Source organism: Aliirhizobium sp. YIM B11859, from assembly GCF_057163345.1.
This window is the reverse complement of record NZ_JBXHAY010000002.1, coordinates 405,185-423,985: the sequence shown is the minus strand read 5'-3', so window position 1 is coordinate 423,985 and position 18,801 is coordinate 405,185. Positions and strand designations below refer to the sequence as shown.

At 60.7% G+C, this 18,801-nt stretch carries 19 protein-coding genes; 10 read left to right on the top strand and 9 right to left on the bottom strand.

All coding sequences use genetic code 11. The annotated features are described in order from the left end of the window. Nucleotides 1-52 precede the first annotated feature (52 nt). Complete coding sequence (locus tag AC2GXZ_RS08345; protein WP_483758689.1) at nucleotides 53-697, bottom strand: PRC-barrel domain-containing protein; 645 nt, start codon at nucleotides 695-697, stop codon at nucleotides 53-55. A 181-nt stretch (nucleotides 698-878) separates the two neighbouring features. Then, entirely contained in the window at nucleotides 879-1,760 is an 882-nt protein-coding gene (locus AC2GXZ_RS08340; RefSeq protein WP_483758688.1) for an SMP-30/gluconolactonase/LRE family protein, read from the bottom strand. Between the two features lie 377 nt (nucleotides 1,761-2,137). Between AC2GXZ_RS08340 and AC2GXZ_RS08335 the strand changes: the two genes are divergently transcribed. The 9 genes from AC2GXZ_RS08335 to AC2GXZ_RS08295 all read left to right on the top strand — a co-directional run bounded on the left by AC2GXZ_RS08335 (nucleotide 2,138) and on the right by AC2GXZ_RS08295 (nucleotide 10,921). Continuing rightward, on the top strand, nucleotides 2,138-2,869 hold the full coding sequence (locus AC2GXZ_RS08335) for a LuxR family transcriptional regulator (RefSeq protein ID WP_483758687.1): 732 nt from the start codon (nucleotides 2,138-2,140) through the stop codon (nucleotides 2,867-2,869). 354 nt (nucleotides 2,870-3,223) lie between these two features. Then, nucleotides 3,224-4,381, top strand: coding sequence for an Mrp/NBP35 family ATP-binding protein (locus AC2GXZ_RS08330; RefSeq protein ID WP_483758686.1), 1,158 nt, complete (start codon nucleotides 3,224-3,226; stop codon nucleotides 4,379-4,381). A gap of 398 nt (nucleotides 4,382-4,779) precedes the next feature. Beyond that, nucleotides 4,780-6,681: a potassium transporter Kup gene (locus AC2GXZ_RS08325; protein ID WP_483758685.1), complete on the top strand. Its 1,902-nt coding sequence runs from the start codon at nucleotides 4,780-4,782 to the stop codon at nucleotides 6,679-6,681. Nucleotides 6,682-6,869: 188 nt separating this feature from the next. Further along, nucleotides 6,870-8,027 (top strand): cell wall hydrolase, encoded by a 1,158-nt coding sequence (locus AC2GXZ_RS08320; protein WP_483758684.1) that lies wholly within the window; start codon nucleotides 6,870-6,872, stop codon nucleotides 8,025-8,027. A 244-nt stretch (nucleotides 8,028-8,271) separates the two neighbouring features. Next, nucleotides 8,272-8,619 carry an AtpZ/AtpI family protein gene (locus AC2GXZ_RS08315; RefSeq protein ID WP_483758683.1) on the top strand — a complete coding sequence of 116 codons (348 nt, stop codon included), beginning with the start codon at nucleotides 8,272-8,274 and terminating at the stop codon, nucleotides 8,617-8,619. Nucleotides 8,620-8,679: 60 nt separating this feature from the next. Then, the gene (locus AC2GXZ_RS08310) at nucleotides 8,680-9,432 is read left to right on the top strand and encodes a F0F1 ATP synthase subunit A (protein WP_483758682.1); all 753 of its coding nucleotides are present in this window, start codon (nucleotides 8,680-8,682) and stop codon (nucleotides 9,430-9,432) included. 67 nt (nucleotides 9,433-9,499) lie between these two features. Continuing rightward, nucleotides 9,500-9,727, top strand: coding sequence for a F0F1 ATP synthase subunit C (locus AC2GXZ_RS08305; RefSeq protein WP_112455014.1), 228 nt, complete (start codon nucleotides 9,500-9,502; stop codon nucleotides 9,725-9,727). Between the two features lie 93 nt (nucleotides 9,728-9,820). Continuing rightward, complete coding sequence (locus AC2GXZ_RS08300) at nucleotides 9,821-10,432, top strand: F0F1 ATP synthase subunit B (protein WP_483758681.1); 612 nt, start codon at nucleotides 9,821-9,823, stop codon at nucleotides 10,430-10,432. A 3-nt stretch (nucleotides 10,433-10,435) separates the two neighbouring features. Further along, nucleotides 10,436-10,921, top strand: a complete 486-nt coding sequence (locus AC2GXZ_RS08295) for a F0F1 ATP synthase subunit B (protein ID WP_483758680.1) — start codon at nucleotides 10,436-10,438, stop codon at nucleotides 10,919-10,921. 139 nt (nucleotides 10,922-11,060) lie between these two features. Here the strand turns inward: AC2GXZ_RS08295 and AC2GXZ_RS08290 are convergent, their stop codons facing one another. The 3 genes from AC2GXZ_RS08290 to AC2GXZ_RS08280 all read right to left on the bottom strand — a co-directional run bounded on the left by AC2GXZ_RS08290 (nucleotide 11,061) and on the right by AC2GXZ_RS08280 (nucleotide 13,493). Then, nucleotides 11,061-11,261, bottom strand: a complete 201-nt coding sequence (locus AC2GXZ_RS08290) for a hypothetical protein (protein WP_483758679.1) — start codon at nucleotides 11,259-11,261, stop codon at nucleotides 11,061-11,063. Nucleotides 11,262-11,428: 167 nt separating this feature from the next. Then, nucleotides 11,429-12,091, bottom strand: a complete 663-nt coding sequence (locus AC2GXZ_RS08285) for a ribonuclease HII (protein ID WP_483758678.1) — start codon at nucleotides 12,089-12,091, stop codon at nucleotides 11,429-11,431. A 244-nt stretch (nucleotides 12,092-12,335) separates the two neighbouring features. Beyond that, nucleotides 12,336-13,493 (bottom strand): PA0069 family radical SAM protein, encoded by a 1,158-nt coding sequence (locus tag AC2GXZ_RS08280; RefSeq protein WP_483758677.1) that lies wholly within the window; start codon nucleotides 13,491-13,493, stop codon nucleotides 12,336-12,338. 127 nt (nucleotides 13,494-13,620) lie between these two features. On the opposite strand from AC2GXZ_RS08280, the gene AC2GXZ_RS08275 reads away from it, so the two are divergent. Next, a complete protein-coding gene (locus AC2GXZ_RS08275; RefSeq protein WP_483758676.1) occupies nucleotides 13,621-14,136 on the top strand; it encodes a glycosyltransferase family A protein in 516 nt (171 codons plus the stop codon). 96 nt (nucleotides 14,137-14,232) lie between these two features. Here AC2GXZ_RS08275 and moaB read toward each other — a convergent pair whose 3' ends face one another. The 4 genes from moaB to AC2GXZ_RS08255 form a co-directional block, all read right to left on the bottom strand. After that, entirely contained in the window at nucleotides 14,233-14,781 is a 549-nt protein-coding gene (gene moaB / locus AC2GXZ_RS08270) for a molybdenum cofactor biosynthesis protein B (protein WP_483758675.1), read from the bottom strand. Beyond that, the gene (locus AC2GXZ_RS08265) at nucleotides 14,778-15,716 is read right to left on the bottom strand and encodes a 4-(cytidine 5'-diphospho)-2-C-methyl-D-erythritol kinase (protein ID WP_483758674.1); all 939 of its coding nucleotides are present in this window, start codon (nucleotides 15,714-15,716) and stop codon (nucleotides 14,778-14,780) included. Before AC2GXZ_RS08265 ends, moaB begins: the two co-directional genes overlap by 4 nt. Further along, the gene (locus tag AC2GXZ_RS08260; RefSeq protein WP_483758673.1) at nucleotides 15,716-17,551 is read right to left on the bottom strand and encodes a tetratricopeptide repeat protein; all 1,836 of its coding nucleotides are present in this window, start codon (nucleotides 17,549-17,551) and stop codon (nucleotides 15,716-15,718) included. The genes AC2GXZ_RS08265 and AC2GXZ_RS08260 overlap by 1 nt, the downstream gene beginning before the upstream one ends. 157 nt (nucleotides 17,552-17,708) lie before the next feature. Further along, nucleotides 17,709-18,725, bottom strand: a complete 1,017-nt coding sequence (locus tag AC2GXZ_RS08255; RefSeq protein WP_483758672.1) for a polyprenyl synthetase family protein — start codon at nucleotides 18,723-18,725, stop codon at nucleotides 17,709-17,711. Between the last annotated feature and the right edge of the window lie 76 nt (nucleotides 18,726-18,801).

Genomic DNA, 18,801 nt, shown 5'->3' with positions numbered 1-18,801 from the left:
ATTGTTCTTGCAATTGGCGATGGTTCGCCCGTTCCAGGCTTTTGCCCAAGGCTTACTGCTTGGGCGCGGCCGTCGACGAGCTCGTGTCACCGCCGGTCGAAGGTGTTGTCGCGGATGGCGATGTCGTCGCAGGTGCGGGCGTGGTCGACGATGTGGTCGTCGCATCCGTGCCTGTTGCTGCTTCATCCAGCGTCTTGAATTCCGGCGCGGCCTTCAGCGCTTCCGCCGTTTCGGTCGTCGTCAGGCGAACCTCGTTGCTTTTGGCATCGCGCGCCATGGTGACCTTGTCGATTGGCAGCGCGACGTTTTTCTCGCCGATGCCGAGGAAACCGCCAACACCGACCACGGCTGCAACAATGCCGCCATTGTCCTCAAGGATCAGGTCGTTCACGTCACCGATGCTCTCGTCGCCGGTATTGTAGATCGACTTGCCGATATAATCATTGGCGCTGATCTGGGTCTGCGACTGCTGGGTCATATAGGCCGCATCGCCCGTTGCAGGCATGTCGGAATTGGCTGATGGCGCCGGTGCCATGCCCTTCGGCTCGGCCTGCATCGTCGGCGCCGACGGCGAGGCGGGCGTCGAGTTGGACTGGGCAAACGCAGGCGCAATGGCGGTGGAGGTCAGCAGAGCAGCGGCGACGATTGCTCCAAGGGTTTTGTTGCCAACGGTGTTGGTCCCACGGGTCTTGGTCATGGTGATCTGCCTCTTTGGTTGGTTATCGTTCCATCGACCCGATGCCGGCCAAAACCTGACGGTCAGCACAGCACCGGTTCGCTAGGACAAACAAAGCCGGGGCAGATTGGTTCCCCATTTGCTGCTTTTTTAGGCGAGAGCCATGCCGATATAATCGGCCATTGCGATACTCATCTCCCGTTCAAAGACGGTAGGCCGGGTCGTATTTGGCGGTTGCGCCGACATCGAGGACAAAGGTTGCGCCGGCCATCGGATCGGCCGCACGACCTGTCTCGTCCAGTCCTTCCCACGACGAGGTGACGGCGATCCGCCCGCCGTCGATAAAAGCCGGGCAGGTCGTCCGCTGCGCCGGCAACTGGTAGCGCTGGATGAACGTTCCATCGGCATTATAGTGGTCCAGCGCCGCTTCGCCCCAGCGCGCGCTCCAGATATGGCCATTGGCATCACAGATCGATCCGTCGATGCCGCCGGCATCGGCGCTGCCATCGACGAACAGCGAAGGCTTGGCGGTCGGCAGGCCGGTTGCTGGGTCGACCGATACCTGCATCAGCCGGTTGGCGCGCGTATCGACGAAATAGGCGGTGGCTGCATCCGGCGAGAAGCAGATCGAGTTCGGAATGCTGAGCCCCTCGAACAGTCTCGTCACCACGCCTCTGGAGACATGATAAATCCCGCCGGCACCGTCGGCCGCCGTCAGCCCCATCGTGCCGATCCACAGATTGCCCGAGGCATGCATGCGACCGTCATTGGAGCGGTTCGTATCCTTGCCCGGCTCGATCTGGCCGTGCGGGGTCAGTTCGCCAGTCGCCCTGTTGCGGATGAATAGACCCTTGTCGCTGGCAATCAGCTGCCGGTCGTCATCGATGCGGGCGACAACGCTGGCCATCACCGGCAGCGGGATGATGGTCTGTTTGCCGCTTGTGAGATCAAGTGCCTGCAGGGACTTTCCAAGGATGTTGCACCACCACAGCGTATTGGTCTCGGGCTCGAAACTTGCGCCTTCCCCAAGCTCGCACAATGTCGGCGACAGCACGCTGCCCGTGAACGGATGAATGGATGCCATCTTTCTTCTCCCTGATATGCACCGCGGACCGGCAAGTCCGAATAGTGGCCCCAATTCGCCATATCCGCTTCCCGCTGTCCACCGCTTCACGACCGTGACGGACGGTTCAAGGCAGAAACTTCGGCCGTCACGCTTGGCCCGGCGCCGATCAGATGTCATGTTTGTTGCCGATAAAACTGTTTGTTTTGGAAAAAATTAACATCTCCTTTAATTCTGCAGTGGAAGCTCATGGTCGCAAGACACGCGACGCGGGAAGAAATGCAGGGAAATTGCAACTTTCGCCTTTCCTCCCGTAGAGCGATCTCCGAAAATCCCCTGAATGATTCGTGGGCTTGCGCCATCAATCCGGCGCAGTCGGTGGAATAGAGAAGTCAGAAATGTCCAAGTTGGAAACTGCCACCGAACTGATGAATCTCGACGTAGAGGTCGACGAAATAGCCGGGCTCAAGACGCAGTTCGACGTCTTCCTGTTCATGAAAAGACTGGTCGAATCCTACGGATACCGCAATTTCATGGTTCTCAACCTGCCGCCGACGACCGCTCGCGGTCTGGCCGGCAGCGCCATTATCAACAACTGGCCGGCAGAACTGGTTTCTCTTTTCGATCGCCAGGGGTTGATCCAGTCGAGCCATGTCCTGCGCCGGTTGCGCGTCTCGACGACGCCCTTCTCCTATGACCTGAGCCAGATGTCGGCCGAGGCTGACGGCCCGGACATGGGCGAGATCTTCGGCCGGTACGGTATCGTTCGCGGCGGATGTTTTCCCGTTCATGATGCGGGCGGCGCCCGCGGTGCCGTGGTGATCGGTGGCATGGGGCCGGAACTCAACCGCCAGCAGATGATGGAACTGAGCTATGCGGCCATCCACATCTTCGACCGGCTCGCTGAAATCCGCAATCTCGATGTCCGCGCCCCCGAGCTTCTGACGGAGCGCGAGATCGACTGCCTCAACTGGACGGCCGCTGGCAAGACCAGCGCCGAGATCGCCGAAATTCTCGGCCTCTCGGAACATACCGTCAATCATTACCTCAACCGTGCGGCAAAGAAGCTCGACACGGTCAATCGCACCCAGGCAGTGGCCAAGGCATTGCGGATCGGGCTTATTAAATAGGGTATCGCTAATCTGCACAATTGATGTGCGGTCTAGTGTTTGCTGCAGTGCGAAATGGCGTCTAATTCGTCTTGGCCTGCGGAAATTAACCTTGAAAATGCCGGATCTCTGCTTTTTCGTGAATGGCACGTTTCCTGCATTCTTCTTTGGCAGGTCCAGAGGGGACTGAAGAAAAGCGTACCAAGAGACGCGACCAAGAAAAAAGCCGCTGTCCGGATCGAGCGCCTCGTGGCTGCCACCCGGACAGCGGCTTTATTCGTCTTGCTCCCCGGTTACCTCAACTCCTATATAACGGCGATGATAGTGCTCCGGCGCGGTAGGCGTCGGTGCTGCCTGTGATGCGAGGAGCTCGACATGCCGGATGTAACGAAGGACCAGGTGCTTGCTGCGCTCGGCAAGGTTCGCGGTCCCGACCTTGAGGGCGACCTCGTGTCCCGCAACATGGTCTCGGACGTCTTCATTTCGGACGGCAAGGTTTATTTCTCGATCACCGTGCCCGCCGACAGGGCAAAGGAACTGGAACCCTTACGGCTTGCAGCCGAAAAGGCGGTGACGGCCGTCGAAGGCGTCAAGGGCGCGGTCGTCACCCTGACCGCGGATCGCAAGGCATCCGCCGCTCCGCAACCGGCACCGGCTGCACCATCGCCGGGCCAGTCGCAGGGCCATGGCCACGGGCATGCTCCGTCGGCCACTCAGCCGCGCGGCCCCAAGGCCGGCGTTCCCGGCGTCGGTGCCATCATTGCCGTCGCATCCGGCAAGGGCGGCGTCGGCAAATCCACGACCGCCGTCAATTTTGCCCTCGGCCTTCAGGCAAACGGTTTGCGCGTCGGTATTCTCGATGCCGATATCTACGGCCCCTCGGTGCCGCGGCTCTTGAAGATTTCCGGCCGCCCCGAACAGATCGACGGCCGGCTGATCAAGCCGATGGAAAATTACGGGCTGAAAGCCATGTCGATGGGCTTTCTCGTCGACGAGGAGACGGCGATGATCTGGCGCGGGCCGATGGTCCAGTCGGCGCTTCTGCAGATGCTGCGCGAAGTCGCCTGGGGTGATCTCGACGTGCTCGTCATCGACATGCCGCCCGGCACCGGCGATGCCCAGTTGACCATTGCCCAGCAGGTGCCGCTGGCCGGTGCCGTGATTGTTTCGACACCGCAGGATCTGGCTTTGATCGATGCCCGCAAGGCGGTGACGATGTTCCGCAAGGTTGAGATCCCGATCCTCGGCATCGTCGAGAACATGAGCTATTTCCTGGCGCCCGATACCGGCACGCGTTACGATATATTCGGCCATGGTGGCGCACGCGCCGAAGCCGACCGGATCGCCGTTCCCTTCCTCGGCGAAGTGCCGCTCACCATCGATATCCGCGAACGATCCGATCTCGGAACGCCGATCGTCCACGCCGATCCGGACAGTGAAATATCGAGGATTTACCGCGACATCGCCGCCAGTGTCTGGGCGCAGCTGTCGCAGGGCACCCGCCGCAAGGCGCCGGCGATCGTCTTCGAATAACGGCCTCCTGGCGCGTGTCACGTGTTGACGCCAACCGTGACGGGCGAAGTGCGCCGTCGGTGTCTCGGCTTGTGGCGGATCGCCGCATCGCCCTTGCTCAAAAGGCTTTTCCGGGCGAAGTCTTGCAAATCGCCGGGGCACCCCGCCTCTTGATTTTAGCAGTTGCTGTCTTTAATAGGCCCTCGCTCCCGGGCCCTGTGCCTGTGTGCAGGCTTTAAATCGGTGCCGCAACAGGGCCGAATGCATTTTCGGGCGGGAAACGCTGGTCGCAGATTGAGAGTGATCAAGGTCTGCCGCATAAAAAGGTAGTTTGGAAGTCCACCCGCTCCACTGCGCATGCCGCTATCCGTTCGTTCCCCGTCGTCTTCTGGAAAGGCTGACTTGAGGTCAGGCACCATATGGGTCACCCCGCTGAACATCATGCCGCTGAAAAGACGCGCACCCATGGCCTGTTCGCGCTCGCCCTGGGTTCCGTCGGCGTCGTTTATGGCGATATCGGCACCAGCCCGCTTTATGCCTTCCGCGAAGCGTTGAAGCCGGTTGCGGGTGATGGTGTGACGCAGGGCGAGATCATCGGCATCATTTCGTTGATGATCTGGACGCTGACGGTGATCGTCACGCTGAAATACGTCCTCCTTCTGTTGCGGGCCGACAATGACGGAGAAGGCGGCACGCTCTCCCTGCTGGCGCTGTTGACCAAAGCCGCCAATGGCCAGCGCGCCTTCCTGATGGTCCTTGGCCTCGTCGGTGCGGCACTGTTCCTCGGCGATGCGATGATCACGCCGGCGCTGTCCGTCATGTCGGCGGTCGAGGGACTGAAACTGGTCACGCCCAGGCTCGATAGCGCCGTTCTGCCGATCTCGATCGTCATCCTGATCGCGCTCTTTGCCATTCAGTCGAAGGGCACGGCGATGGTCTCGCGTTTCTTCGGGCCGATCACCGCAGTCTGGTTCGTCGTCATGGCCATAGCCGGCATTGCCCATATTGCCGACGACCTGACCATCCTCAAGGCCTTCAATCCCTGGTACGCCATCGAGTTCATGCTGCGCGAAGGGTATGCCGGCGTCGTCGTTCTCGGCGCGGTCTTCCTGACGGTGACGGGCGCCGAGGCACTTTATGCCGATCTCGGCCATTTCGGCCGCCGGCCGATCCAGTGGGCATGGTTCATGCTGGTCTTTCCGGCATTGACGCTGAATTACCTGGGGCAGGGCGCATTCGTGCTGCAGAACCCCGAGGCCATGGTCAATCCCTTCTTCCTGATGTTCCCGCAATGGGCGCTGCTGCCGGTCGTCATCCTGGCGACGGCGGCGACGATCATCGCCAGTCAGGCGGTCATCACCGGCGCGTTTTCGCTGGTTCGTCAGGCGATCCATCTCGGTTACCTGCCGCGCATGCAGATCCTGTTCACCTCCGAGACCAATACCGGGCAGATATTCTTGCCCGGCGTCAACACGCTGCTTCTCGTCGGCGTCATCGCGCTTGTCCTCGGTTTTGAAAGCTCGGAAGCGCTGGCCACCGCCTATGGCATTTCGGTCACCGGCGCGATGGTGGTGACCACGCTAATGGCCTTCGAGTTCGTTCGGTTGCGGTGGAACTGGCCGCAGACCGTGGCGATCGCAACGCTTGCGCCACTGCTTGCGCTTGAAGTGGTGTTCCTTGGCGCAAATCTCCTGAAGATCCACGACGGCGGCTGGGTTCCGGCGATGATGGCGGCAGCCTTCACCATCATCATGTGGACCTGGAAGCGCGGCACCGCGATCCTGTTCGAAAAGACCCGCCGCATCGACGTGCCGCTCGACGCTTTCGTGCCGATGGTGGAAAAGAAGTCGGATCACGCGCCGGTTTCGGTGCCCGGCATCGCCATATTCCTGACCAGCGATCCGGACACGGCGCCGGCGGCCCTTCTGCACAACATCAAGCACAATCACGTCCTCCACGAAAAGAACGTCGTCCTGACGATCCGCACCGTCAACAAGCCGCGTGTCTCGATGGAAGAGCGTTTCCGCGTGGAGAAGATTTCCGAACGCTTCACCGTCATCGAGCTGCGCTTCGGTTTCATTCAGTCGCACAATGTCTCGCAGGCGCTCGCCTATCTGCGCAAGACCGGCTTCAAGTTCGATATCATGTCGACCTCGTTTTATCTTGGCCGCCGCAAGCTCGTGCCCGATGCCGAATCGGGCATGCCGATGTGGCAGGACAGGCTCTATATCGCCATGGCCAATGCGGCGACCGACCCGTCGGACTATTTCCATCTGCCGGCCAACCGGGTGGTGGAGCTTGGTTCGCACGTCATCATCTGACAAACGTGCCGCTCCTCCGGCGCGTGTCCTTGGCGCAACATTCACGCATTTGTTAAGTGCGCGTGTGCTGATCTAGCCTGTCGCACAAGGCTTCTTCCTTACGGCGTTAACCGCTCATCAAGGTTAATAATTCACTCTTCGGTCATTGTTCGACTTGTGGAGTTGCCGTTTTGCGTCCGAAGAGCGTTGTGCGTAAGAGGTCCCTGCCGCGTTGGGACAGGCTGGCCGCCCCGGTTGTGATGGGCCTTGCAGCCTGGCTCGTCTTTCCATCCGTGCCCTCGCAGGGCGATCTCACCGATCTTTTCGCCGGCTTAAACGGCACGTCGGAAAGCTGGCGCATGGTCATCACCAAATCGCCGGCCGGTTCGCTGCACACCGCCTCTCTCGCGTTTCCCGGAGGTGCCGGCGTTTTGGGTGGCGATGCGGGTATCGCATTGCCCGACGGCAGCAGGGTGGCGCTTTCCGACGAGGACAAGTCGCAGGACGGAACGCCGGATGAGGATCGCGTCAACCGCGCCGCCAAGAAGGGCCGGATCGTCGCCGTCATGCCGATGCTGCCGCCAAAGGCGTTTTCCGCCGGCTCTATCCTTGACCGCTCCAGTTCGTTGACGGCGCCGGTGAGTGAAGACGACGACATGACCGCCTTCGTCAGATCGCCGAGCCGGCAGGCCGAGCAGCAGCCGGTGGAAGTCGCCGAATTCTATTTCCGCAAGGATGAGGTGAAGGAACAGAGCCTGCCGCCGATGATTGCCAGCCTCGTCACCAATAATCACGCCGACGTTTTGGCAACGGCCTATGCTCCGGCCAAGCCGGACTTCTCCCGCCAGTCGCCCTTCGATGCCATTCTGAAGAAACCCGAAACCGGCCGTTTTATCCCGCCGATCGGACCGGAAGACCACGCCTGGGCGGCAAACCCGCTGCCGGCGGATTCATTTTCGGCCAAGCAGCAGCAGTGCCTCGCATCCGGTGTCTATTTCGAGGCGCGCGGCGAATCGGTACGCGGCCAGGCGGCCGTCGCCCAGGTCATCCTCAACCGGGTACGCAATCCCGCCTATCCCGATACGATCTGCGATGTGGTTTATCAAAACGAGGATTGGCGCAATCGCTGCCAGTTTTCCTTCGCCTGCGACAATATCAAGGACCGGATCCGCTCCGAAGATCACTGGAAAACTGCCCGCGATGTGGCGATGGCGGTGACGGCCGGCCGGATCTGGATGCCGGAGGTCGGGTCTGCGACACATTACCACGCTGTTTATGTCCGGCCGAACTGGGCAAAGACGATGAAAAAGGTCGGCCGCATCGGTCTGCACGTCTTCTATAGAACCTATGGTGGTGGTTGGAGCTGATACAAGCGCAATAACCCCGTGGTTTCCCGCGTCAGTTTTACCCATGATCGCCCCTCCTGCGCGATAAGGCGATGAATTCATTAGCTTTAAAACCCTTGGGGCAAGCTTGCTCACCGCCTTGACTAGCCGAGCGGTGAAAACTATGTTGCGCGCGACTTGAAAACGGGCCGGAAGGCGCGAAATCCCTCGCTTCCCTGAAGTTCGGCTGTGCCGGACGAAAACGGGCCGGAGGAGGACGCGTACGATGGATGACCGTGAAGATGGTCTGGATGAGCGCCGGAAGCGCCTTTCTGCAGCCTTGGCTGATAGAAAGGCAGACGACGCGGCAGAGGCGAAACGGGACGGGCAATCGGAAGCAAGCCGCAAGGGCATGGCTCTCGGGTTGAAAATTTCCTCCGAATTCATTTCTGCAATCGCTGTTGGCGGCATCCTGGGCTATCTGATCGATTGGGCTATCGGTACAAAGCCCTGGGGGATGATTCTATTTGTCCTCTTAGGTTTTTGTGCCGGTGTGCTAAGTGTGCTGCGCGGCGTAGGCATGGTGGCTCAACCACCGCACCTCGATAGCCGGGGCGGCAAAGATAAGAAGTGAGGCGGCTTAAGGTCGTCTTGGCAAACAGGCCGCAAGTGCGGTCATCGAAAGAGGTAGACGGTGGCAAACGATCCGATCCATCAGTTCCACATAAACACGATCGTTCCGATCGAGATCGGTGGAGTCGACTTCTCCTTCACCAATGCTTCGCTGTTTATGGTCGCGACGGTGGTTCTCGCCGCTGGCTTTCTTTATTTCTCTACGTCGCAGCGTTCGCTGATCCCGGGCCGCGCGCAGTCGGTTGCCGAAATGTCCTATGAATTCGTCGCAAATATGTTGCGCGAAGGGGCGGGCAGCCACGGGATGAAGTTTTTCCCGCTGGTTCTGTCGCTGTTCATGTTCATCCTGACGGCTAACCTTTTGGGCATGTTCCCTTATTTCTTCACCGTCACCAGCCAGATCATCGTCACCTTCGCGTTGTCGATGCTCGTTGTCGGCTTGGTCGTCGTTTACGGTTTCTATAAGCACGGCCTGCGTTTCCTGAAGCTCTTCGTACCGTCCGGCGTTCCCGGCGTGCTGATGCCGCTGGTTGTTATGATCGAGGTCATCTCGTTCATCGCCCGTCCGATCAGCCTCTCGGTTCGTCTGTTCGCCAACATGCTGGCCGGCCACATCACTCTCAAGGTCTTCGCAGGCTTCGTTGCCTCGCTTGGCGCGCTCGGCGCGCTCGGCATTGGAACCGCGATCCTTCCCCTTCTCATGACCGTCGCTCTGACAGGTCTGGAATTTCTCGTTGCATTCCTTCAGGCCTACGTCTTCGCAGTCCTGACATGCATGTATCTGAACGATGCCCTGCATCCGGACGGTCACTGAGAAATAAAGTCGTTGGTGCTTCCAGCACCAGTCCACAGCCGCAACAAACCGTTCAAAGGAGTTCAATATGGACGCGGAAGCAGCAAAGTACATCGGTGCAGGTATCGCTTGCCTCGGCATGGGTGGCGCAGGCATCGGCCTCGGCACGATTTTCGGCAACTACCTGTCGGGCGCTCTGCGCAACCCGTCGGCTGCTGATGGCCAGTTCGGCCGCCTGATTTTCGGCTTCGCCGTTACGGAAGCTCTGGGCATCTTCTCGCTGCTCGTAGCTCTCCTTCTCCTGTTCGCTGTCTAAGACCTGATAGTCTAGCGGCATAGGATAGGATCACGGCCGGCCGGCAACGGCGAGCCGTGATCCACTTTATATGGAATTCACCTGGAGGTGATGATGTTCGTGACCTCGGCATACGCGCAGACCGCGCCGGCCGCATCTGAAACGCCCGCGGCAAGCGCAGGCGAGGTTCATACCGAAACCGGCGTTGCCCACGGTGGCGAGCACGCTTCCGCTGGCTTCCCGCCTTTCGACTCGACCCATTTTGCGTCGCAGCTTCTTTGGCTCGTCATCACTTTTGGCCTTTTCTATCTTGTGATTCAGAAGGTCATCATGCCGCGCGTCGGTGGCATCATCGAAGATCGCAAGGGCCGTATCGCCGGTGATCTCGAAGAAGCCGGCCGCCTCAAGGCTGAAGCCGACGCTGCCGTCGAGACCTATGAAAAGGAACTCGCTCAAGCCCGCGCCAAGGCGCATGGCATTGCCGAGACCGCGCGCAACGACGCCAAGGCCAAGGCTGCCGCCGATCGCACCGCGATCGAGGCGGAACTGGCTGCGAAAGTCGGTGCTGCGGAAATCCGCATCGGCGAGATCAAGACCAAGGCATTCGCCGAGGTCGGCACGATTGCCGAAGATACCGCAACCGCGATCGTCGACCAGCTGATTGGCGCAAAGGCCACCGGCGACGACATCAAGACCGCCGTTGCGGCCGCCAAGCAGGGAGCCTGATCCATGGCCTTGGACAATTCGTTTTTCGCCCTTGTCGGCCTCGTCCTCTTCATCATGCTGATCGCCTATCTGAAGGTGCCGGGCATGGTGGCAAAGCAGCTCGACAAGCGCGCCGACAACATCCGTGACGAACTCGACCAGGCCAAGCGCCTGCGTGAGGAAGCCCAGGCACTGCTCGCAGAATACCAGAAGAAGCGCAAGGAAGCCGAAGCCGAAGCTGCAGCCCTGGTGGCTGCCGCCGAACGCGAGGCCGCTCTCCTGACCGAGGAAGCCCGCCAGAAGACCGAGGAATTCGTTGCTCGCCGCAACGCATTGTCGGAACAGAAGATCAAGCAGGCAGAAGCCGACGCGGTCACCGCCGTCCGTACTGCCGCGATCGATCTTGCCGTGGCTGCCGCCGAGAAGGTGATTGCTGCCAAGACCGACAAGACCACCCAGACCGCGCTCTTCAAGGACGCCGTCGCCAAGGTCCAGTCGCGCCTCAACTGATCTTTGATCGGAACAAAAATTCGAAAAGCCGGGTGGAAACGCCCGGCTTTTTTGTTGCCTGCCGATGGGGGATAGGGCTCGACCGTGTCAAATCATGGAGGCAGAGCAATGTCGCGGCTCGAAGAAAGGCGACATTGCTCTACAGCCTGCGCGCTTCCAGCCGTCGCTTGTCGTGCTCGACATGTTCGAAACCTTTGGCTGTCAGGCGGAATTGCCGTTTCTGAAACTCGCCGCGGATCAGGATGAAACCTTGTTCCTCGGCTTCGCCCAGGGTCTTCAGGCTCGTGCCTTTCGGCGGAGACTGCCAGTCCAGCCCGACGGCGCTGTGCAGCAAAACCATTATCTTGATAATCTCATTTCTCCGTGGCTGGTCGTAAAGCGGACACCCATAGCTTTACGCTCGAGGCGCCGCAATGATCGCTGATGGCGAATATGGGCCGGCTGCAGTTATGGCGCCAGACAAGAATAGCAGCTGGCGGCCTCGGCAGTCATCCTGCGAATGTCAGCCTAGGCCACGTCATCCTTTTTCAACGGCCTAAAGCTCATCCGGTGGAGCAGGCACGGGCCGTCCGATAGGATCGCGTCGCGATGCTGCTTGGTGCCGTAGCCTGCGTGTTTGGCAAAGCCATAGGCTGGATAGACAAGCCCTGCTCGTTCCATCATCCGGTCCCGGGTCACCTTGGCGATGATCGAGGCGGCGGCGATCGAGACGGAACGACTGTCGCCCTTGATCACGGCTGTGCCGGAGCAAAGAAGGCCTTTGGGCACGTCACGGCCATCGACGAGCACATGCGCCGGCGCGACCGACAATCCCGTGACCGCACGGCGCATCGCGTCGAGGCTGGCACGCAGGATGTTGATGTCGTCGATCAGCCGCGGCCCGGAGGAGGCGATGGAGACATGTGCGGTCGCCATGATCGCTTCGAAAAGTTTTTCGCGCTGCTTGAGGCTGAGTTTCTTGGAATCATTCAGGCCGGCCGGGATATTGTCGGGATCGAGGATCACCGCTGCGGCCACGACCGGACCCGCCAGCGGGCCGCGCCCGGCCTCGTCCGTGCCCGCAACCGGCCAGTGTCCGGCGCTGCGGGCGGCGAGCTCCAGGCTGAAATCACAAGAGATAGGGTTCTTATCGAAAGGCATCGGAGAATCGGGCGGCGTGCGAACCAACATGGCGGCAAGCTCGCACGCCGTCCCGATCTCCTGCAAGCCCCGAACGCGAGTGCGGCTTCGCTGTCCACCGGGGAACGCGGTGGCTTCGGGGCAATGTTCCGGGCCTTGTGGCGGGGGAGGCCAAGGCCGGGAACAAAGTCAAATGCGTATGAAGGACTGATCGCAGCATGAAGAATGTCGTCGGGGCTTTCTTGGACGTTTCACTCCTGCCGGTTTCCTCCGTTCGGGATGGGCCTGCTCCTCTCTAAAGCAGTGACAGCTGGATGCCGCCGCCATCCGGACGGATGAACAGGTCGTCACGCAGATGTAGGCCGCGACGGGCGAGCCCGAGCCTCTTCGTCGCCATCTCGAAACGCCGGCCGATCTGCCACGCATAGGGACCGGCGCCTTTCATCCGTTTGCCGAACTCGGCGTCATAATCCTTGCCGCCGCGCATCGAGCGGATCAGCGACATCACATGCCGGTAGCGATCCGGGTAGTTGCGCAGCAGCCAGTCGCGGAAAAGCGGGCTGACTTCCAGCGGCAGGCGAAGCAGAACGTAACTTGCCTCCGTCGCGCCCGCTGCATGACCGGCATCGAGAATGCGCTCGATTTCGTGGTCGTTCAGCGCCGGAATGATCGGCGAGGCCATGATCGCGGTGGGTATGCCTGCATCCGTCAGCGCCTTGATCGCTTCGAGCCGCTTGGCTGGTGTCGAACAGCGCGGCTCCATCGTCCGTGCCAGCTTGCGGTCGAGCGTGGTGACCGAAATCCCGACCTTGGCCAGCCCCTTCGACGCCATGTCGGCAAGAATGTCGATGTCGCGCATGATCAGTGCCGATTTCGTCACGATCGCGACGGGATGGTTGGCCTTCTGCAGCACTTCGAGGATCTGCCGCATGATCCGCCATTCCCGCTCGATCGGCTGGTAGGGATCGGTATTCGTGCCGATCGCCATTGCCCTGACCTTGTAGTCCGGCCGGCTCAGTTCACGTTCCAGGAGCCGCGGCACGTCGGGTTTGGCAAACAGTTTGGATTCGAAATCGAGACCCGGCGAAAGGCCCATGAAACTGTGGCTCGGTCGGGCAAAACAATAGATGCAGCCATGCTCGCACCCGCGATAGGGATTGATCGACCGGTCGAAACCGATATCGGGACTATCGTTGCGGGTGATCGCCGTTTTTGGTTTCTCGACCTGCACCTCGGTGCGGAACGGTTCGAGCTCCTCGAGCGTCTGCCAGCCGTCGTCGAAGGCCTCGCGTCGTTCGGCTTCGAAGCGGCCGCTCGGATTGATGCCGGCGCCGCGCCCACGCCGCCGGTCGATCTCGATCCGCAGGCCGGAGGATTGAACCAGTGCATCGGCAATGTCAGCCGTATGGGCGGGCGCAAACGCACCCTGCCGCAGATCAGACAGCTCTGTCATTGAAGGCTCCTGACGGGATCGTTTCCCGTTCTCGATGACTAAATTCCTACCGCCGAAACGAGAACATTGCAAGAACAAACTTTGTTCCTCGCTGGCAATCCACAAACCGATGCGCTAAGGGTCAGAAATGCTGACTGTTTTGATGGAATGCCGGGACCAGGAAGCCGAGCTGGCGCAGACGCTTTCGATCCTCGTCACAGCCGCGGTCGAGGGGCTGGTAAGCGACGTGATCGTTCTTGATCACGCGTCGCGCGATGGCTCGTCGCGGGTCGCCGATGCGGCCGGCTGCCGTTTTCACAGTCATTGGGAGATCGACGATGTGCTGCGCAGCGCCCGCGGCGAGTGGCTGCTGTTCATCGAGGCCGGCGCCCGCCCGCAAAGCGGCTGGATCGAAGAAGTGATGGAATATCTGGCACTTCACCGGCATGCGGCGCGGTTTTCACCGTCGCGCAACTATCGGCGCCCGTTTTTCAAGCGGATCGGCCGTTCGGTACCGCCGCTGGAATATGGCCTGCTTGTGCCGAAAAAGAGCGCCCTTGCCGCCGCCAAGTCGGGCATGACGCTGGAGATGCTGGCAAAAGGCCACAAGGCGACAAAACTGGCGAGCCAGCTGATCCCGGCCTGGGTCGTTCGGGCGCGCTAGAACAATTCCCCGGCAAACGCGTGAAGTGATTTTGCGTGCGCAAGGCAAAAAACAGGGAGAGAGCATGGAGGCGATTCTGCGTCCGCCGGACATGCTCTATTTTTTCGTCCGCTTTAGATGCTCATCGAGCCGCGGCATGATTTCCACGAAATTGCACGGCATGTGACGATAGTCGAGCTGTGCCTTCAGGATCCCGTCCCAGGCATCCTTGCAGGCGCCGGGCGAACCGGGCAGCACGAAGATGAACGTGGCATTGAGCAGGCCACCGGTGGCGCGCGACTGGATCGTCGACGTGCCGATCTTGTCGTAGGAAATCCGGTGAAAGACCTCCGAAAATCCGTCCATCCGCTTTTCGAAGAGCGGCTCCAGCGCCTCGGGCGTGACATCCCGGCCGGTAAACCCGGTGCCACCGGTGGTGATGACCACGTCGATATCCGGCTCCAGCGTCCAGGCGGTCACCTGGGCGGCGATCTTCTCGCGGTCGTCGGTGACGATGGCACGGCCTTCGATCGTGTGCCCGGCCGCCTCGATACGATCGACCAGGGTCTGGCCGGACTTGTCGTCGGCAAGCGTGCGCGTATCCGAAACGGTCAGCACGGCAATGCCGAGCGGCACGAAACCGCGAGTGTCATCTATACCGATCATGACCTTGTTCCTGTTGTTTCTGCTGCGGCAAAATACCAGTCCGGTCGCAAAGCCTGAAGTTTTTCCGCAGCGCGCCGGGCCTCATCGAAATTGGTGAACAGGCCGAAACAGGTCGCGCCGGATCCCGACATGCGGGTAAGCCACGCCCCTTCGGCGGCAATCATGGCCGAAACCGCGCCGATCTCGCCGACAAGGGTCGCGGCCGGCGGTTCGAGATCGTTGCGCAAGGCGGCAAGATCGGTCTTCCAGTCGCCGGAAAGGGCAGGAATGGCGGGATTTGTCTTGGTCGAAAGCCGTCGGAAGATCTCAGGCGTCGAGACACCGACAAGTGGGTTGCCGATGACGATCGCGAAGGACGGCATGGGCAGGCTAACGAGATCCTCGCCGATCCCGCGCGCCATCGCCGGTTCGTTTTTCAGGCACATCGGCACGTCGGCACCGAGCGACAGGGCAAGCGAAAAGACTTCGCCGTCGTCCATTCCGGCATTCCACAGGCGCAGGAGACCGCGCAGCGCTGCAGCCGCATCGGCCGAACCGCCGCCGATACCGGATGCGATCGGCAGGTTTTTTTCCAGATGGATGGCAACGGGCGGCGCCACCGTTCCTTTGATCTCAAGCGCTGCCCGCAGCAGGTCGCGAGCCTTGAGCACCAGATTTTTCTGCGCACCCGGCTCATCGGCGGGCAGATCCATGCCGAAGCGGCCGGAAATCGAGAATTCGTCGCTCGCCGATGGCCTGAAATACAGCCGGTCACCGACCGATGTATCCGCGGCCATGAAGGTCACGATCATGTCGAGCAGGTGATACCCGTCGGTGCGCTGGCCGACCACATGCAGCGCCAGATTGATTTTCGCCGGCGCAAATTCGACATGCGCACATTGACCAAAGCCCGCGTCACCGGCGGGCCTCGGTTGATCGAGCGACGTATCGAACATCAGGACTTCTTGTCGGGCGTGGCCGGTTCAGGCGCAGGCGTGGCCGGCGTTTCCGTCTGGTTGCGCACGGTGTTGGTGGCATTCGGATCGAGCGGCGGCAGGCCGTTGGCGATCTTTTCCTTCACATGCTCGCGGTTGACGTCCTCGCCTTCGGAAACGAATGTCCTGTTCCACTGGTAGACGGCCTCGAGCTTGCGCCCGACGCGCCAGTAGGCGTCGCCGAGGTGGTCGTTGATGGTTGCGTCGCCGGCCCGCAACTGGACTGCCTTTTCAAGCTCGGTCACCGCATCGTCGAAACGGTTCATGCGGAAATAGGCCCAGCCGAGCGAATCGACGATATAGCCATCATCAGGACGCGCATCGACGGCGCGCTGGATCATCTTCAGGCCCTCGTCGAGATTGATGTTCATGTCGACAAGCGAATAACCGAGATAGTTCAGGACCTGCGGTTGTTCCGGATTGAGTTCCAGCGCCTTGCGGAAGTTCGGCTCGGCCTTGGCCCAGTCCTTCAGCCGCTCATACGCGATGCCGCGCTGGAAGAACACCGACCAGTTGCCGGTCCGGGGCACAGGCCCGATCACCTCGACGGCCTTGTCGTAATTGGCGGCCATCTCCTTGTAGTCCTTCGCCTCCGACAGCACACTGCCATAAGCGATATAACTGCGGATGTCGGAAGGATCGGACGTGATCAGTTCCTTCAGGTGGCTCTTGGCTTCATCGAGCTTGCCGGTATCCGACAGCGTGATGCCGAGTTGCAGCTCGGAAATCCGCCGCATCGGCGAATTTTCGGGAACCTGCTGGTAGAAGCCGATGGCGCGTTCCGGCTGTTCCAGCTTCTCGGCAATGCCGCCGAGCAGGATCAGCGTATCGGCGCTCTTTTCGTCAAACGCATGGGAAATCTGCAGGTAGAGCGCCACCATGTCCTCGGCGCCCTGGCGGTTCAGCGCACCGCCGATGGAAAACAGCACGCCGGCGGCACCTTCCGATGCGTTGGTGATCTGCTGCGCCAGCTTCTCGCCCTTCTCGATGCTTTCACGCAGCGCCTTGAGCGGCGCGTAATTGGTGATCAGCCCGTCGCCGACGGAAATCGCGTCGAGCGCCTTCTGCTTGTTGCCGGCCGATGCCTCCAGCCGTGCCAGCGCCATCACGGCACGCATGAACGTGTCCGGCGCGGTGGCGACCGCATCATTGTTGGTCACCGCCTTGTTGAGATATTGACGCGCAGTCGGCACGTCACCGGTCACCAGCGCCATCGCGCCGAGATGGTAGTCGGTAAATACCTTGAACCAGGCCGGACCCTTGAGGCTGTTGATCGACGAGATCGCCTTTTTCCCCTTGCCGGCACCGACATCTGCCCAGGCAGACAGGAGAAGATGCGTCAGCTTGTCGAGATCGTTTGGCCCGTCATAGGCGAGGATCTTCTTGGCAGCGTCGTATTTTCCGCCGCGCACGGCGTCCAGTCCACGTACGATCTTGGTGACCCGCTCGACGGCTGCATCTTCCTTCAGCGCATCGGCCTCCTTGAGGCCACCGTCGAAATCGCCGCTCAAGAGCAGCGATATCATCAGTCTTTCGCGGATTTCCAGATTGGCCGGATCGAAATTCAGCGCCTTGCGATAGAGCGAGATCGCCGTCGGGTAATCATGATCGACATCGGCGGTACGGCCAGCCAGGAAGGCGCCGGAAAACGACTTTATGTCGCCGGGCACGAAGGTCACGGTCTTTGCTTCGGCAGGCTTGGCTTCCGGAGTGGCCGCACCCGCAACGGTACCGAATACCAGACATGCCGCGAGCGCGACGCTGGAAAGCAGGAGATGACGGGTTGTCTGCCGCATGGACGGGCCTTTCATGAGATCGGACGTGGCAGCGAAATATCGCCGCAGGATTACGCCTGAGTGATTCACAACAGAATGGCTTTTTTGAAGCATGTCCGCAAGAAAATCTCCGGCATCCCCAAGCAGAGAAGCCGGTCACGCTTGCGTCAACGCGCGCTCAGTTGACCCGCTGGATGGAGAAGTCGATGACTTCCATCAGCGCTTCCTTGATCGGCCCGGCCGGCAGCGGCGCCAGCGCATCCCGGGCGATCTTGCCGTAATGCAGGGCGCGCGAGATCGTGTCCTTCAGCGCATCGTATTTGGTGATCAGCCCGAGCGCCTTTTCAAGGTTCTCGTCGCTGCTCTCGCCGTTTTCGATCGCGGTGCGCCAGAAGGCCTGTTCCTCCTGCGTGCCGCGTCGGAAAGCGAGGATGACCGGAAGAGTGATCTTGCCCTCGCGGAAATCGTCGCCGACATTCTTGCCGAGATCGGCAGCCTTGCCGCCGTAATCCAGCGCATCATCGACCATCTGGAAGGCATAACCGAGGTTCATGCCGAAGGAACGCAGCGCCGCCCGGCTCGACTTGTCGGCATTGGCGATGATCGGACCGACTTCGGCGGCCGCCGCAAACAGCGCTGCCGTCTTGGCGCGGATGACCGAAAGATAGTCGTCCTCGGTGGTCTCCATGTTCTTGGCGACGGAAAGCTGCAGCACTTCGCCTTCGGCAATGACGGCGGCGGCGGTTGCCAGCACGTCGAGTGCTTCGAGCGAGCCGACATCGACCATCATCTTGAAGGCCTGGCCCAGCAGGAAGTCGCCGACGAGCACGCTTGCCTGGTTGCCCCAGATCATCCGGGCCGTCGACTTGCCGCGGCGCAGGTCGCTTTCGTCGACCACGTCGTCATGCAGAAGCGTTGCCGTGTGCATGAACTCGACGCTCGTTGCGAGCTTCACATGGCCTTCGCCCTGGTAACCGAACATCGCAGCGGATGCGAGCGTCAGCATCGGGCGCAGCCGCTTGCCGCCTGAGGATATCAGGTGGTTGGCCACTTCCGGGATCATCTGGACATCCGATCCCGCCTTCGACAGGATCAGCTGGTTGACACGGTCCATGTCGCCACGGGTCAGATCGACCAGCGGCGTAACGGATGCAGATTTGTTTTTGCCTTCTTCAAGCGGTATGACGACGCCCAAGTTCAGGCCTCCCTGGAAATGTATGAGACGAGACTAGAAACTGGTCATAGGGCGGCAAGTGCAAAACATAAAGAGC